Origin of the sequence: Paenibacillus amylolyticus (assembly GCF_036894225.1) — a bacterium.
GTDB classification, from domain to species: domain Bacteria; phylum Bacillota; class Bacilli; order Paenibacillales; family Paenibacillaceae; genus Paenibacillus; species Paenibacillus amylolyticus.
The window spans coordinates 6,498,165-6,512,454 of sequence record NZ_CP145892.1 but is presented as its reverse complement, the minus strand read 5'-3'; the positions used below and the strand labels follow the sequence as shown (position 1 = coordinate 6,512,454).

At 49.6% G+C, this 14,290-nt stretch carries 10 protein-coding genes; 5 read left to right on the top strand and 5 right to left on the bottom strand.

The genetic code is table 11. The features are described 5' to 3' along the window. Positions 1–10 precede the first annotated feature (10 nt). From V6668_RS28655 to V6668_RS28640, 4 genes are read right to left on the bottom strand one after another with little or no spacing between them, the layout of a single operon-like run. Complete coding sequence (locus V6668_RS28655) at positions 11–682, bottom strand: class I SAM-dependent methyltransferase (RefSeq protein WP_338707270.1); 672 nt, start codon at positions 680–682, stop codon at positions 11–13. Then, complete coding sequence (locus tag V6668_RS28650) at positions 679–2,220, bottom strand: glycosyltransferase (protein WP_338707268.1); 1,542 nt, start codon at positions 2,218–2,220, stop codon at positions 679–681. Before V6668_RS28650 ends, V6668_RS28655 begins: the two co-directional genes overlap by 4 nt. Position 2,221: 1 nt before the next feature. Beyond that, on the bottom strand, positions 2,222–3,217 hold the full coding sequence (locus V6668_RS28645; RefSeq protein WP_338707267.1) for a glycosyltransferase: 996 nt from the start codon (positions 3,215–3,217) through the stop codon (positions 2,222–2,224). Next, on the bottom strand, positions 3,214–4,506 hold the full coding sequence (locus tag V6668_RS28640) for a hypothetical protein (protein WP_338707266.1): 1,293 nt from the start codon (positions 4,504–4,506) through the stop codon (positions 3,214–3,216). Before V6668_RS28640 ends, V6668_RS28645 begins: the two co-directional genes overlap by 4 nt. Before the next feature lie 382 nt (positions 4,507–4,888). On the opposite strand from V6668_RS28640, the gene V6668_RS28635 reads away from it, so the two are divergent. Genes V6668_RS28635 through cydC form a run of 4 tightly spaced genes read left to right on the top strand, consistent with a single transcriptional unit; the run spans position 4,889 to position 11,161 of the window. Then, positions 4,889–6,304 carry a cytochrome ubiquinol oxidase subunit I gene (locus V6668_RS28635; RefSeq protein ID WP_338707265.1) on the top strand — a complete coding sequence of 472 codons (1,416 nt, stop codon included), beginning with the start codon at positions 4,889–4,891 and terminating at the stop codon, positions 6,302–6,304. After that, positions 6,249–7,304, top strand: a complete 1,056-nt coding sequence (cydB, locus tag V6668_RS28630; RefSeq protein WP_235200799.1) for a cytochrome d ubiquinol oxidase subunit II — start codon at positions 6,249–6,251, stop codon at positions 7,302–7,304. Before V6668_RS28635 ends, cydB begins: the two co-directional genes overlap by 56 nt. 1 nt (position 7,305) lies before the next feature. After that, on the top strand, positions 7,306–9,222 hold the full coding sequence (locus V6668_RS28625; protein WP_338707264.1) for an ABC transporter ATP-binding protein/permease: 1,917 nt from the start codon (positions 7,306–7,308) through the stop codon (positions 9,220–9,222). 1 nt (position 9,223) lies between these two features. Beyond that, entirely contained in the window at positions 9,224–11,161 is a 1,938-nt protein-coding gene (gene cydC, locus V6668_RS28620; protein WP_338707263.1) for a thiol reductant ABC exporter subunit CydC, read from the top strand. A 202-nt stretch (positions 11,162–11,363) separates the two neighbouring features. Here the strand turns inward: cydC and V6668_RS28615 are convergent, their stop codons facing one another. Continuing rightward, positions 11,364–12,395: a LacI family DNA-binding transcriptional regulator gene (locus V6668_RS28615; RefSeq protein WP_036667984.1), complete on the bottom strand. Its 1,032-nt coding sequence runs from the start codon at positions 12,393–12,395 to the stop codon at positions 11,364–11,366. Between the two features lie 490 nt (positions 12,396–12,885). Between V6668_RS28615 and V6668_RS28610 the strand changes: the two genes are divergently transcribed. Continuing rightward, on the top strand, positions 12,886–14,229 hold the full coding sequence (locus V6668_RS28610) for an ABC transporter substrate-binding protein (RefSeq protein ID WP_338707262.1): 1,344 nt from the start codon (positions 12,886–12,888) through the stop codon (positions 14,227–14,229). Positions 14,230–14,290: the final 61 nt, after the last annotated feature.

Sequence of the window (14,290 nt, the reverse complement as noted above, 5' to 3'; positions counted from 1 at the left end):
CCAATCAGTCTCAACCTTTGCATATCACCGCTCGAAAACAGCGGATCGGTGCGCCGTACATATCAGACCAGATGGCATCGTCTGGCTCTTTCACATTCAGCTTATCTTCAATGGTTAATCCGGTGACAGCCATGATTGTCTCCAGCAGATCCGGCCGCATCTCGGGTACATCGAAGGTGGCGATCAACTGTCCGTTTGGTTTCAGCACCCGAGCGAATTCACGAAAAGCTCGCAGCATCGTGCCCGTATCCAGATGCTCCAATACAGAGATACAGAACACCCGATCAAACTTACCCGACTCGTACGGAAGCTGGGCCAGATTAGCCTGTGCACGGTGCAATCGGACGAGAGTTGATTCCGGCAGATCCTGAGCGGCTTGCTCCCCAAAATCAGAAACAATATCCAGTCTTATCGCCTCTTCAGACAAAATGCGTTCATCCCAGTCACAGGCGTGAACCTCGCGGCAGTGTTCGGCAAGCCAGAATTTGAACGGATGGGAGATGCCGCAGGCTGCATCAAGGACCACATCATCTGGACGTGCAAACCGCCGGGCCCATTCATATTCGTAGGGACGGCTCCACCATGCCGGATGCAGCGGGAAGACCAGTGTGTCCGTTTTAGGGTCACTTTGCCGAATGTATCTTGATTCCATGAATTCCGTTGCCTTGGGCGTATCCATCATCCCCGAATTCCCTCCTTCAATCCTGTCTCTGCCAAAAAAGATTCCAACACCGTGCTCCACCGGCTCTGCCACCTGGCAAGATCATAGGACAGTGCAGTCTCGCGCGCATAGATTCCCAGTCGTTCTCGCTCGGCCCGATCCTGTACAAGACGTACCAGTGCGACGGTTAGTTCCTGCTCGCCAGGAGGTACCAGTAGCCCATTAAAACCATCCTGAATCAGATCATTCAATCCGCCAACATTGGAGGCAATTACCGGAAGTCCACAGCTCATCGCTTCCAGACAGGCATAGGAGGTACCCTCCGAGAACACGGTTGGAATTACGGCGATATCTGCCTGATGGTAGGCCCCACGAATATCCCGAAAATCATACGTGCGCTGAATGATTCGCTCCGCATGTGGATGAGTACGATGCCAATAACGAAAGGCTCTCCCCACCGTACTGCCTTCGACCAGTTCCCCGGCAAATTCAATCTCCAGATCGGGAAAGGCCCCCAATAGCTTATCTGCTGCCAGCATCATCGGAATAATGCCTCGTTCCATGCTGATGCGGCGTGGATAGATAATGCGAATTGGACGGGGAGAGGGCGCAGGAGCATCCACAGCTTTCTTTTCAACCTGTCCTTGGATGGGACCATTAACCTGATACTCAGCATCTGCTTCTACTAGAATCTCCGTAGCCCAATCCTTTGAATTCCGGTGATTATGAGCAAACCTATACGTTTCGCCATCTGCCTCGACTTCTCCCCGTTTCGATAACTGTAAATGGAGATCTACCGTTTCTTTCCCCTCTCGTTCTTGATCGCTATCTGTATCTCCACCTCCATCTCTGTTAGCCTTACCACTGTTCGCTCCAGCACCACTCGTTCCATCCTTGCCTTCTACAGCTTGCACTCCTGATATAACTGCACCAACATTTTCTTCATGACTCGCCAGATCATTCTTCCATGCGACAAGCCATTCGTCTTCCTGTTTCTGCTCGAAGGTTCGCGTTGGTGGAGCTGGTGTGAAATAGGACGTATCCACCGCATTGGGAATCAGGACAACCTGCCTTGGATCGGTATAGGTGCACGCAGCCCGGCAAAAGGTCTGGAAATGGGAATCCACGGATACAATGCGCACGAGTCCATCCAGAGCCAGTTGAATATGTTCCGCGACTTGTTGTTTGGTCTCCAGTGGCAGTCCGGGACGATCCCAGTTAATGCCGTGACAGATGCCAAGACTGCCGGGTTTGTAGGTGATGGGTTGCCACAGACAGCTGGCATAGATCACTGGGCCGCGCGCTGCTGCTGCCATCCGGTCAAAGGCTTCCGGTACATTATCCATGTCGTACGAATAACCAAATACGTCAATCTGCTCCGTCCGAGTCTGGAATGCTTCAAAATAAGAGAGCTGATGAACCTCGGGAATATGCCCGAGTCCTCGGATGACACTGCACAGATCCAGAATATATCGCTCCAGTCCACCACCAAATACACGACCGAATTCCCGGTTGTACCCGTCGGTGAAACTATGCGTCAGAATACTCACCACGCCCATCTCACGGTCCCTCCTTCCAGGGAATCAGCCGAGGTTCCGGATCGAGAATAGACTCGTAATGTGCAATATTGCCCCACTCACCGCTAGGATCAATGCGCTTGTAACGCAAATATTTACGAACCCGATCCTCCAGGCTGCCTGCCCATCCGAGATGCTGAACCTTCAATTCCGTGCTGACCCCAGGCAATACCGTGCAGGACAAGGGAAGGCGGGGAACATGATGATTCTGTTGTGGATAAAAATAAGGATATCCAGGCATATACCGTACAAGTGAAGCAGTATGCCGTTTATGCAGACACCAGAGATCATCTTCCCGGTAGTGGGTCCGGCCACCCCACATATCGTAGAATCGGAATGCAAACCAGTCCGCATACTCCTGATTAATCAAAGTGCGTATGGCTTTCTTGGCCTCTGAGCTGTACAGCTCATCCGCATCAACTGAGAGCAACCAGTCGGGACATGTTCCCGCAGCCGCTTGCCACAAGGTGTTGCGAAGTCGCCATTCCTCGGCGAACAGTGGTTTCTCCAATACCTCCAGACGGACCACCTTTGGATAGGTTTTGCATATGTCCGGTGTTCCGTCTGTGCTGGCATCGTCCACAATGACGATCTCATCCACGAACTCACTCAGATCATGCAATACTTCTTCAAGGTATCGGCCACGTTCATTGCGAACCTGGAGCATGGCGGTCAGCTTGTTGCCTTTGTTTTTGCGAACCCGACGAATGGAGAAGGGTTCTTTGAATATACTTGTTTCCTCATGTGTTACAGCAGCATTCTGTTCTGCCTGACCTTGTGAATCATTCCAGTGATGCACTTGGCTTCGGATGTCCTGCGTTGGTTGTGCATGATCCGGGGTGTGATCGCCATTTCCCAATGCGTCTGTATGTGTTCGATCGACTGTTTCCGTTGGCGTGTAAGTGGTTTCGGTTCGGATATCCCTGTGCACCATTGGTCCATTCAACTGTTGTCTACGCTTCTTTGGGTCCAGCATCATGGCACCTCCCCAAGCAATTGCTGTACAGCATGATCCAACAGCTCCAGCTCGACAATCCGGACCAGCGCATCTTCATCCTCCAGTGCTGTCTCAAGGAAATGTCGGACTGCCCCGTGTCGTTCCCCTCGCAGTGCCAGCGCACTGCCGGATAATTGCTGGTAATCCCGGCGACTGGCATCATCCTGAATATCGACTGCATGCACCAGAGCCAGTGCTTCTTCCACACGTCCAGTCTCCTGGTAAATGCGGAATTTCCAATGTCGCGCCGTTTCTCCGCCAAGTTCGTCCAGGATACGCAGGGCATTTCCGTAATCATCGTTCATACGGAGTAGTTCCGCTCGTACAAGTTGATCTTCTCCTGCCTCAAGCCAGCGACATAACTGTTCATAATGATGCCGTTCTTGTTCATCTGCTGCACTAATTCCATACACCCGCAGGGCGTCCTCCAACTGTCCAGCCCGGGCATGGATGGCAGACAGGAATCGATAATGGGAGACCACACAATCACTGCGACCATTCATGACCGCATGGGTGAAGGCCTCTTGCAACGAATGGACGGCCCGCGGATCTTCAAGCAAGTACTCATAGGCTGCCAGCAAAAAGGATATCGTCTCATGTGCACCTGCTTTGGCACGGAGCTGACGGTAGAAGTCGGCACGTACACTGCATTGAAGCAGGGTGACGCTATCTGGAGTGCCTGACAGGATCTGCCGCAGCGCATGCAAGAAGAGCAGTTCGTAGTCCCGGAGAGGGACTTCGAGATCATCCTTTTGCATCGTACCCGCAGGTGCAGGGTCTTCTCCGCCCAGCCAGATAGCACGTACGCCTTGGAATAACAGCTTCATATAACGTGTTTCGGAGGATGTGCCTACCAGATCGGCGATGCCGACCAGTTTGGAAATACTGCTCTCCCATAGCGGAGATTCTGCTTCGTTTCCAGCAGGCTCAGGGAGCAGGGCAATACATAGCTCAGGCTCCAGCGAAGCCGTAGCTATTAGCCAGTAGGGATGGGCGACCACGGCTACGGTGCGAGGTTCCAGCAATAGCTGCTCAGCCTCAGGGAGGGAGATGGCGGTAATGACCGGAGGCACATCTTCTGTTTGCGTCAGGCTGCTGACATAGTAGACCTCTCCCTCGATCGACAGCAGTGCAGCAATATCGGGATAGGGAAAGGATGACCAACCTCCTTTGCGAGGGAAGAGAACATACCGGACAGGGGGCTGTGTTGTACTGGCCTTATCCAGGCTGGCTTCGGTGTCTTCACCTGGTAGTGGTGCAGGTTTTTCCATGAATAGTTCACCTCACCTTGACTGTAATATGGAGCGTCTTCACTCTGCATGTGCTTCATGCTTTCACTTCATATGTAAAGCCCTCACGGTACTTCGCATGATATGCCTGAGACTAACATATGGGCATTCCGTCCCAAACATGAGTATCTTCCATGAATAGATGCAGTTGGCATGCTGTGATAATAGGCTGAATTTTATCTTTTGTGTGACCAGGATCACTTTTTTTTGCTCTAGAGACGAAGATTGTGATAATTCTCACATGTATAAAATAGGTAATCTGGCACAATACGTTCATCAACGTATTTGGCGGACAGACAGCGAAGGTGCAGCTTCAATGCCAAATACGCATACTGCGAAGTGAACAGAAAGAAGGGGTAACGGTATGGATCCGATTATGTTATCGCGTATCCAATATGCACTTACAACGATTTTCCATTTCTTTTTTGTCCCGCTATCCATCGGTCTTGTACTGTTGGTTGCAATCATGGAGACGTTGTACGTTGTTAAGGGTAAGGAAATCTACAAAACGATGGCGAAGTTCTGGGGCAAGCTGTTCCTGATTAACTTTGCCGTCGGGGTTGTCACAGGTATTCTGCAAGAATTCCAGTTTGGCATGAACTGGTCCGAGTACTCTCGGTTTGTGGGGGACGTGTTCGGTGCGCCACTGGCTATTGAAGCGCTGCTGGCATTTTTTATGGAGTCTACATTTATTGGATTGTGGATATTCGGGTGGGATCGTTTGTCCAAAAAAGTGCATCTGGCCTGCATCTGGCTGGTGTTTGTCGGCACATTCCTGTCCGCGCTGTGGATTCTGGCAGCCAATTCATTTATGCAACATCCTGTTGGGTTTGAGATTAACAACGGCCGAGCCGAGATGAATGATTTCTTTGCACTCATCACAAATGGTCAGCTTCTCGTTGAGTTCCCACATACAGTCTTTGGGGCATTGATGACAGGGGCCTTCGTCGTAACCGGGATCAGTGCCTACAAATTGATGAAAAAGCAGGATGTGGAGATCTTCCGCAAATCGTTTAATATTGCGATCATTATCGCTCTTATTTCCTCATTCGGCGTCGCATTCTCGGGTCACTTCCAGGCGCAATATCTGGTGGAGACACAGCCGATGAAGATGGCAGCCAGTGAGGGCACATGGACAACGACAGAAGATCCGGCACCATGGACGGTGGTCGCTTTTATTGACCCGGATAAACAGGAGAGTACGGGTGAGATCAAAATCCCTGGGTTACTTAGTTACCTGTCCTACAGCCAGTTCTCCGGTAGTGTCAAAGGTATGAAGGAACTGAATGCTGAGTATCAGCAGACGTATGGACCGGGGGATTACATCCCGCCGGTACGGACAACGTTCTGGAGTTTCCGCATTATGATCGCAGCGGGTGGTTTGATGATTGTGCTGGCTCTGTACGGTACGTTTCTGGCTATGCGCAAGAAGCTGGAGGTCGCTGGAAAGTGGTTTATGCGTCTGATGGTATTTGCCATATCTTTGCCGTTTATCGCCAATACGTCAGGTTGGATTATGACCGAAGTTGGAAGGCAGCCATGGACAGTATTTGGCTATATGACAACCGAAGCCGGTGTATCACCGAACGTATCCGCAGGAATGATCCTGTTCTCGACCATTGCTTTTACCGCTGCGTATACGGTTCTCGGAATCGTGATGGTATACCTGTTCGTACGTGAGATCAAGGCAGGACCGTTTGCGGTCGAGAAGCCAGAAGATCACGATGAATCGGCCGATCCGTTCGGCGTGGATGGAGGTTATTCCGTTGTCACTAAGTGAGTTGTGGTTTTTGCTAATTGCCGTATTGTTTGTTGGTTTCTTCTTTTTGGAAGGTTTTGATTTTGGTGTGGGGATGTCTACAGGTATTATTGCCAAAACGGACCGCGAACGTCGGACCCTGATCAACTCGATCGGTCCGTTCTGGGATGGCAACGAAGTATGGCTGATTACGGCAGGGGGCGCGATGTTTGCTGCCTTCCCGCACTGGTATGCCACGTTGTTCAGTGGTTTTTACCTGCCACTTGTGGTGGTGTTACTTGCCTTGATTGGTCGCGGTGTTGCTTTCGAATTCCGCAGTAAAATGAAACAGCAGCGCTGGCGCAAAACGTGGGACATCATCATTGTGGTCTCCAGCGCGCTCTTGCCTTTCCTGTTCGGCGTGGTCTTTGCCACATTGATGAAAGGTCTGCCCATTGATGGGGAGATGCAGTTGCGTGCAGGATTCCTCGATATTGTTAATCCGTACACCGTGATTGGTGGCTTGAGCGTAACCCTGCTGTGTCTGGTTCATGGATTGCTGTTTGCATCACTACGAACAGTAGGTGATCTCAGAGAGCGTGCCTTGAAGACAGCGCAAAAATTGATGCTGCCGCTGGCTGCGCTACTCGCTGTTTACGCGTTAATGACGTATTTCATGACGGATGTGTTCGCCGTACGAGGCTGGGCTCTTTGGATCATGGTTGTACTTGGCGCAGTTTCGCTTGCACTTGCAGCATACTTTGTTCGTCAGAAGCGTGAAGGCTGGGCTTTTGGTATGACTGGAGCAGTGATTGCAATTGCCTTTTCCTCGGTCTTTATCGGACTTTTCCCAAGAGTGATGGTGAGTTCCTTTGGGGCGGCGTATGACCTGACTGTATACAATGCCGCATCGGGTGCGTATTCATTGAAAGTAATGACCATTGTAGCTTGCACATTGCTGCCGTTTGTTCTTGGTTATCAGATCTGGAGTTATTATATCTTCCGTAAACGCCTGAACGAGCAGCACCACCTGGAGTACTGATATGGGACGGGGGCTGATGAAGCTGCCGGGCATCCGGCCGGTACTTGCGCTGGCCTCAGCGCTGGTGATGCTACAGGCGATGACGATCATTATGCAGGCTAAATGGCTAGCACAGGCCATAACGGCATTATTTGAAGGTTCATCCGTAACGGAGCAGTACCCTGTACTGCTGCTGTTCCTGGCTGCTTTTGCCGCCCGCTACGCCCTATCCTTCTGGTTACAACTCGTGACCTCACGATATGCGGAGAGGACAGGGACTGATCTGCGCAGACAGATGGTGGAGCAGTGGTTCAGGCTCGGGCCGCGTTATGCCAAGACAGAGGGCACAGGCCATCTGGTCACACTGGCACGTGAGGGAACAGCTCAATACAAGACGTATCTGGAACTATTTATTCCTCGCATGCTGGGCATAGGATTCACACCCATCGTCATTTTGCTGTATATGTTCAAGCTGGATTTGATGTCCGGGGTTATTCTGATGCTGACACTCCCAATCCTGATCGTATTCATGATTCTGATTGGCCTCGTAGCTCAGCGTAAGATAGACGGACAATTCAGATCTTACAAAGCACTCGCTAACCATTTTGTTGATACCTTGCGTGGACTAGAAACGCTAAAAACATTGGGACAGAGCAAAACACATGAAGGGTCCATTTTGCGGGTCAGTCAGCGGTATCGGAAAGCAACGATGTCTACTCTGCGCATGGCTTTTCTTTCTTCGTTTGCACTCGATTTCTTTACGATGTTGTCCGTTGCTTCCGTAGCAGTTGGTCTGGGATTACGTCTGACAGAAGGGCATATGCTACTTGGCCCTGCGCTGACGGTACTGATCTTGGCACCTGAATATTTCCTGCCTGTACGTATGCTCGGCGCTGATTATCATGCCACATTGGACGGTAAGGAAGCCGGAGCGGCCATTAATCAGGTGATTGAACGGGGGAAAGCTGCTGAACGGAAACAGAAAGAAGCTTATGCAAACGTTGTTGCGCATGCGGACATGGCAGAGGATGGGACGGGATCTGCATCATCGTTATCTTCGGGTAAAAGGAAAGCAGGCACTTCGACCATACGTGTCATGTTGAACGATAAAACGGCTGCGGGGCATTTTGCTCCTGATCCTGCTTCTGTTTCTACTACTCCTGAGCTTGTTTCTTCCTCTTCCTCGGTGTTCTCTTGGAATGAGAATAGCAGATTGGCACTAACGGATGTACAGGTACGGCATGATGATGAAGGTCCTTATTCGCTAAAGGATGTCACATTTCAGATCACGGGTCTTGGCAAAATCGGTATTATTGGTGCCAGCGGAGCAGGAAAGTCCACGTTGATTGACGTATTGGCTGGATTTCAGCTTCCTACTTCAGGCCAAGTATTAGCCAACGGACAGCCTGTGACACAGGATATGCTTGAATCCTGGCGAAGACAGACGGCAGCTATCCCGCAGCATCCGTATATCTTCAGTGGAAGCCTGGCCGATAACGTTCGTTTCTACATGCCGGAGGCATCGGATGCGGAAGTGGCGAAGGCCATTAGCGCAGCTGGATTAACCAAGCTACTGTCTTCATTATCCGGTGGGCTGCATGAGCCTATTGGGGCTGGCGGCAGACAGCTCAGTGGTGGGCAGGAGCAGCGCGTGGCGCTGGCAAGGGCCTTGCTTAGTAAACGAAACATCCTGTTGCTTGATGAACCGACAGCTCATCTGGATGTAGAGACAGAGTATGAACTGAAACAGACGATGCTGCCGCTATTTGAAGGAAAACTTGTATTTTTGGCTACCCATCGTCTGCATTGGATGCCACATATGGATCGAATTATTGTCATGGATGGCGGCACAGTGGCAGAGACGGGAACACATCAGGAATTGCTGGCAAGACAAGGTGTATATTATCAGATGATTCAGGCCCAGATGGAGGCGATATAAAATGAAGTCCGGATATGAGCATATGGAGACCGTCCGTAACGGAAAAGAAAAAAATAGCTGGATTGCTCCGTATGTGGCACAGTACCGCTGGAGATTCATCGCAGTTATTGCGCTGGGTACATGCGCTGCACTGTGTGCGGTACTGCTGCTGTTCACCTCCGGATTTCTGATCTCCAAGTCTGCGCTGCGTCCTGAAAATATTTTGATGGTGTATGTACCCATTGTTGGTGTACGTGCATTTGGGATATTCCGCGCCGTGTTTCGATATATCGAGCGATTGGCAGGACATGATGCCGTACTGCGGGTATTGGCCGACCAACGGGTGAAATTATATCGCATTCTGGAGCCACAGGCCCTGTTCCTGCGTTCTCGTATGCAGACCGGGGATGTACTTGGAGCACTCGCCGATGATGTGGAGCGGCTGCAGGATATTTATCTGCGTACTGTTTTTCCCGCCGTTACCGCACTTGTGATGTACGGTGGGGCTGTGATTGCCTTTGGCAGTGTTGATCTAGGATTTGCGGTGTGGATGGGCTTGTACATGTTATTTCTCGTTGCCGTGTTACCTGCGATCTCTCTGAAAGTGACGTGGAAATGGCGTGTACGGATGAAAAAGGAAAACAGCAGGTTGTATACCCGTCTGACCGACGGTGTACTTGGACTGGGAGATTGGCTTGCAAGTGGACGAGCGGCTGAATTTGTTCAGCAGCAGGAAGAAGCGGAGGAACAGGTTGACGCGATTCGTCGCAAGTTGCGGCGCTGGACACGCTGGCGTGATCTGATGGCCCAGTCTGTCATTGGCCTGCTGGTGGTATCGGTTACGTTATGGGCCGGAAATGCCGCTTCTGTCGGACAATTAACTGGCGTGATGATTGCTGCTTTTGTGCTGGTGTTATTTCCACTTACGGAATCACTTCTGCCTGTAGGGGATGCAGTGGAGCATCTTCCACAGTACCGGGAATCACTGGATAGCTTGAAACAGCTCGAAGGGAAAGGGTATCTTCCGGGGCAGAATGGAGCCGGTTATGCTGATGGAACGGGTGACTCGATCTCTGTAGTAAAAAACGGCAACGTGATGGCTGGACAGCCATCCGAGTCCTTGCCAGCTGCGAATGATATCCCGGACAGACGAATTCGTCTTCGCATTCCACCCAAACTCAGAGCAGACATCGAGATTAATCGCGTAAGTTACCGTTATGCAGCGGATGATTCCTACGCCGTACAGGACGTATCCCTTCATCTGCCACAAGGCAAACGATTAGCTATTCTTGGACGAAGCGGCGGCGGCAAATCAACCTTGTTGAAGCTGATTCAGGGGGCATTGCTTCCATCTGCGGGGAAAGTTCTGATCAATAATATGCCTGTGCAGACCTTGGGTGAGAGTGTCACTGATGTCATCGCAGTGCTGAATCAGAGCCCACACCTGTTCGACACCACGGTAGCCAATAATTTGCGGATTGGTCGTCCACATGCAACGGATGAGGAGATTCGTCAGGTGGCCGCCCAAGTAGGGTTATCCGGTCTAATCGAATCTTTGCCGCAGGGATATGATACGCCAATGCTGGAGACGGGCCTGCGTTTCTCCGGTGGGGAAAGGCAACGGATCGCTCTGGCCCGGGTACTGCTTCGGGAGACACCTGTTATTATATTGGATGAACCAACCGTAGGGCTTGATCCGTTGACGGAACGAGAGTTGATGCGCACCATTCTGGATAGCTTGCAAGGCAAAACGATGATCTGGGTCACCCATCACCTGATTGGTGCGGAACAGATGGATGAACTTATTTTTATGGAAAATGGAAAGATTGCCATGCAAGGTTCTCACGAACAATTGCTGGCTGGGGAAGAGCGATACCGCCGTCTCATTGAACTTGATCGGCCGGGGTGGTCTGACTTGCAGACAGTAGAGGGCAAGCTGCCTGCTGCCGCTTCCAGATAGCAGGAACTTTCTCGGCAAATGGAAGCGAATAGCGTGTCTCAAGTTTATTAAAAACAAAATAACACAAACAAGGGATGTCCCCTGTCATATTCATGACTTATGGGACATCCCCTTTTTGCTTCTTGGTGTGGAGTTTTATGAAAAATTCGCTATGCCCAGGATGTGAGCTGATCTGAAGCAGCCAGTCCCAAAGACTTAACGCTCAGATTTCCTGTGCCAGCAGCATGGCTGTGCCACAGGATTGACGCACAACCAGTTCCGGCTCAACTTTAATGCAACGATTATCCATTTGTTTGTTCATCAGATCAAACAGAATCATGGCAGCAAGGCGTCCAATTTTGTCCGTATCCTGCTTGACGGTTGTTAGCGGTGGATCGGTATAACGGCAGGCTTCGATGTCATCACAACCTGCCACAGCTATATCTTCTGGAATGCGTAACCCCACTTCCTTAAAGGCACGAATAGCTCCAAAGGCAAGTAGATCTGTGGCTGCAAACACGGCACGTGGCAGAGTCTTGCAGGCGAGCATTTTCTTGGCCGCTTCGTATCCATCCGCTGCGGCATAATCTTTGCTGTATACAACCCACTCGGGCTTTTCATCAAGACTAAACTGATTTAGTGAACGTTTGAAAGCCATCTCTCTCTGTTGCATCACAAGAGAGGCGCGCTCCAGCCCGATAAAACCAACATCTCGATAACCGTTCATATAAAATTGTTCTACAACTTTGGTTGAGATCTTATCGTTATCGGACATGATGTAACAGGAGCTTTGTCCTGTTAGCTCGATATCTATTCCGATACAAGGAATCGGGCTGGCATCCAGATCGAATATGCTGCTCTCGACCTCATCCCCCGCAATAATAATACAGCCATCCACTTGAAAATACTTGGATCTCGCCAAGTAGTCCTCACCCTGATCCAGAAACTTCTCATTCGAGAAGAAGAGTAGATCGTATCCAAGCAAGCCAATTTGTTTCTTAAACGCATTGATAACCTGTACGAAGAAAGGGTGACTGAAATCCACGTTCAGCTTCCCTGCAAACACAACGCCAACGAGGCTGGATTTTTTGGTTGCCAGTGTTTTGGCTGAAGAAGATGGACGATAGCCTGTCTCTTCCATAATTTTAAGCACACGCTGGCGCGTTTCCTCGCTAATATCTGGATAGTTATTGATAATCTTGGACACCGTGGCTACAGACACGCCGGCTAAACTCGCTATCGTTTTGATATTCATAAACATCCCTCGGATTCCTAAACTAGTTTCGTAAACTGGGACTGTATCGGTTTTTTCGCTTTCTTGCAAGTATTCTATGCTACATAGACCGGAGAGTCAACAGCAGAGAGAGGGTTTCACACTTGAAATAATATGCATCCATAGGTTTGAAGTGATCAAGGAGGTTTGTTGCGAAAATAAAGACTAATTTTAGCTCGTAATCTTAATTGTTTTACAGATTTTTAGTCCATTTAAAGGAAAACCGGGTTATCTGGGGCTGTATATGAAATTATGTCATGTGCTGTGTTTCGTAACTTTCGTAACTATCGTAAAGGTTACCTTGATTTCAACGTATACAGCAATAAATAAAGCTTTTTTCAAGCGGGTTGGAGCATGGAAATCAAAAAAACAAAATGACTATTTACAAAATAAAGATCTGAAGTCATAATAAGGGTGAAATTAACGAAACTGATTTCGTAGATTTAATTCAAAAATATGGGGGACAACGAAAATGAAGAAAATGACTTTAGCCATTGTACTTGTAACCGCTTTATTATGTGTGCTCGCCGCTTGTAGTAGCAGCTCTTCGGAATCAGAAGGAACTCAGGCTACAGACAGCAGCAAAAAAGTTACCTTGAAGATCATTCACTGGCAGCAAGAGAATATTAACAACTACATCAAAGAGTTTAATACGAAATTTGAAGCGAAATATCCGGACGTAAAGGTGGAGTATACTACCGTTCCGGCAGACGCGACTTACGATCAGTTGATGCAAACACGGATGAACGCCGGAAGTAATGGGGATGTGGATATCATTCCACTCAAATCAAGCTTTGTAGGCGCTCCGCAGGAATGGTCCAGTGGTGCTGCTGATCCGATGTGGAAGCAATGGATCGATGCCGGGTTAATCAGTGATCTGTCTGATCAATCTTTTATCAAAAACTACAATGAAGCGGATGTACAGAACGCAATGACGTATAACGATAAGGTGTACGGTGTAAACATGGGCAAGGTGGCATTCACAGGACTGTTCTACAATAAGGAACTCTTCGCAAAATATAATCTGGAAATCCCTACAACCTGGGATGAATTGCAACATGTTATCAAAGTGTTCAAAGACAATGGTGTCGAAGCGCTGGGTCTGGCGGGTAAAGATGTATGGCCAATAGGTCTTGCGGTGCAAGGGCTTCAGGCCTCTATTCATGAAGATCAGCTTGCTTATATCAAAGGTCTATGGACTGGTGAAACCAAGCTGACTGATCCGGTTCAACTTGAAGTCTTGCAGAAATCTCAGGATCTGATGAACAATGCAATGCCTGGTTTCATGGGTATTGACTACGGAACATTGCCCAGTTTGTTCGCTACAGGCAAGGTGGCTATGATTGCTGACGGCACTTGGGATGCAACAACAATTCAAACGGCCAACCCTGATCTGAAGTTTGGATATTTCCCAATTCCAGGTAGCAATGATGCAGCCAAGAACAAAAATCTGGCGGGTAAATACGATATGACCTGGATGGTGGTGGATAACTCACCGAACAAGGATTACGCAATGAAATGGCTTGATATGTTATCGGAGAAAGAGAACTACACGGAATTTGTGAATGCAGCCGGCTTCCTGCCTACACAGCCTGATGTGGAGATGACAAGTGAGTTTATCCAAGGCATTGAGCCTTACCTGGAGGACTTTAAACTATCTTGGGATCAGTTGTTCATTAACCGTCAGAATGTAGGACAGTACATTTCGGAGGCCAGCGTTCACGCAGAGATGCTCCAACCAGCCGGACCGATTGCAACACCGGAAGAGCTTGCAGGTAAATCCCAAGCGGACTGGGATGCTGCTGCTCCAAAGTAATTCATAATCATTCATATTCATGGCACAAGTTGGCCGCATGCGCCGGAATAGCGCTCGGGTC

Bases quoted from the DNA above. Each gene is read 5' to 3' on its own strand.
- V6668_RS28655 (WP_338707270.1), bottom strand. From the start codon at position 682: ATGATGGATACGCCCAAGGCAACGGAATTCATGGAATCAAGATACATT.
- V6668_RS28650 (WP_338707268.1), bottom strand. From the start codon at position 2,220: ATGGGCGTGGTGAGTATTCTGACGCATAGTTTCACCGACGGGTACAAC.
- V6668_RS28645 (WP_338707267.1), bottom strand. From the start codon at position 3,217: ATGATGCTGGACCCAAAGAAGCGTAGACAACAGTTGAATGGACCAATG.
- V6668_RS28640 (WP_338707266.1), bottom strand. From the start codon at position 4,506: ATGGAAAAACCTGCACCACTACCAGGTGAAGACACCGAAGCCAGCCTG.
- V6668_RS28635 (WP_338707265.1), top strand. From the start codon at position 4,889: ATGGATCCGATTATGTTATCGCGTATCCAATATGCACTTACAACGATT.
- cydB (WP_235200799.1), top strand. From the start codon at position 6,249: ATGAATCGGCCGATCCGTTCGGCGTGGATGGAGGTTATTCCGTTGTCA.
- V6668_RS28625 (WP_338707264.1), top strand. From the start codon at position 7,306: ATGGGACGGGGGCTGATGAAGCTGCCGGGCATCCGGCCGGTACTTGCG.
- cydC (WP_338707263.1), top strand. From the start codon at position 9,224: ATGAAGTCCGGATATGAGCATATGGAGACCGTCCGTAACGGAAAAGAA.
- V6668_RS28615 (WP_036667984.1), bottom strand. From the start codon at position 12,395: ATGAATATCAAAACGATAGCGAGTTTAGCCGGCGTGTCTGTAGCCACG.
- V6668_RS28610 (WP_338707262.1), top strand. From the start codon at position 12,886: ATGAAGAAAATGACTTTAGCCATTGTACTTGTAACCGCTTTATTATGT.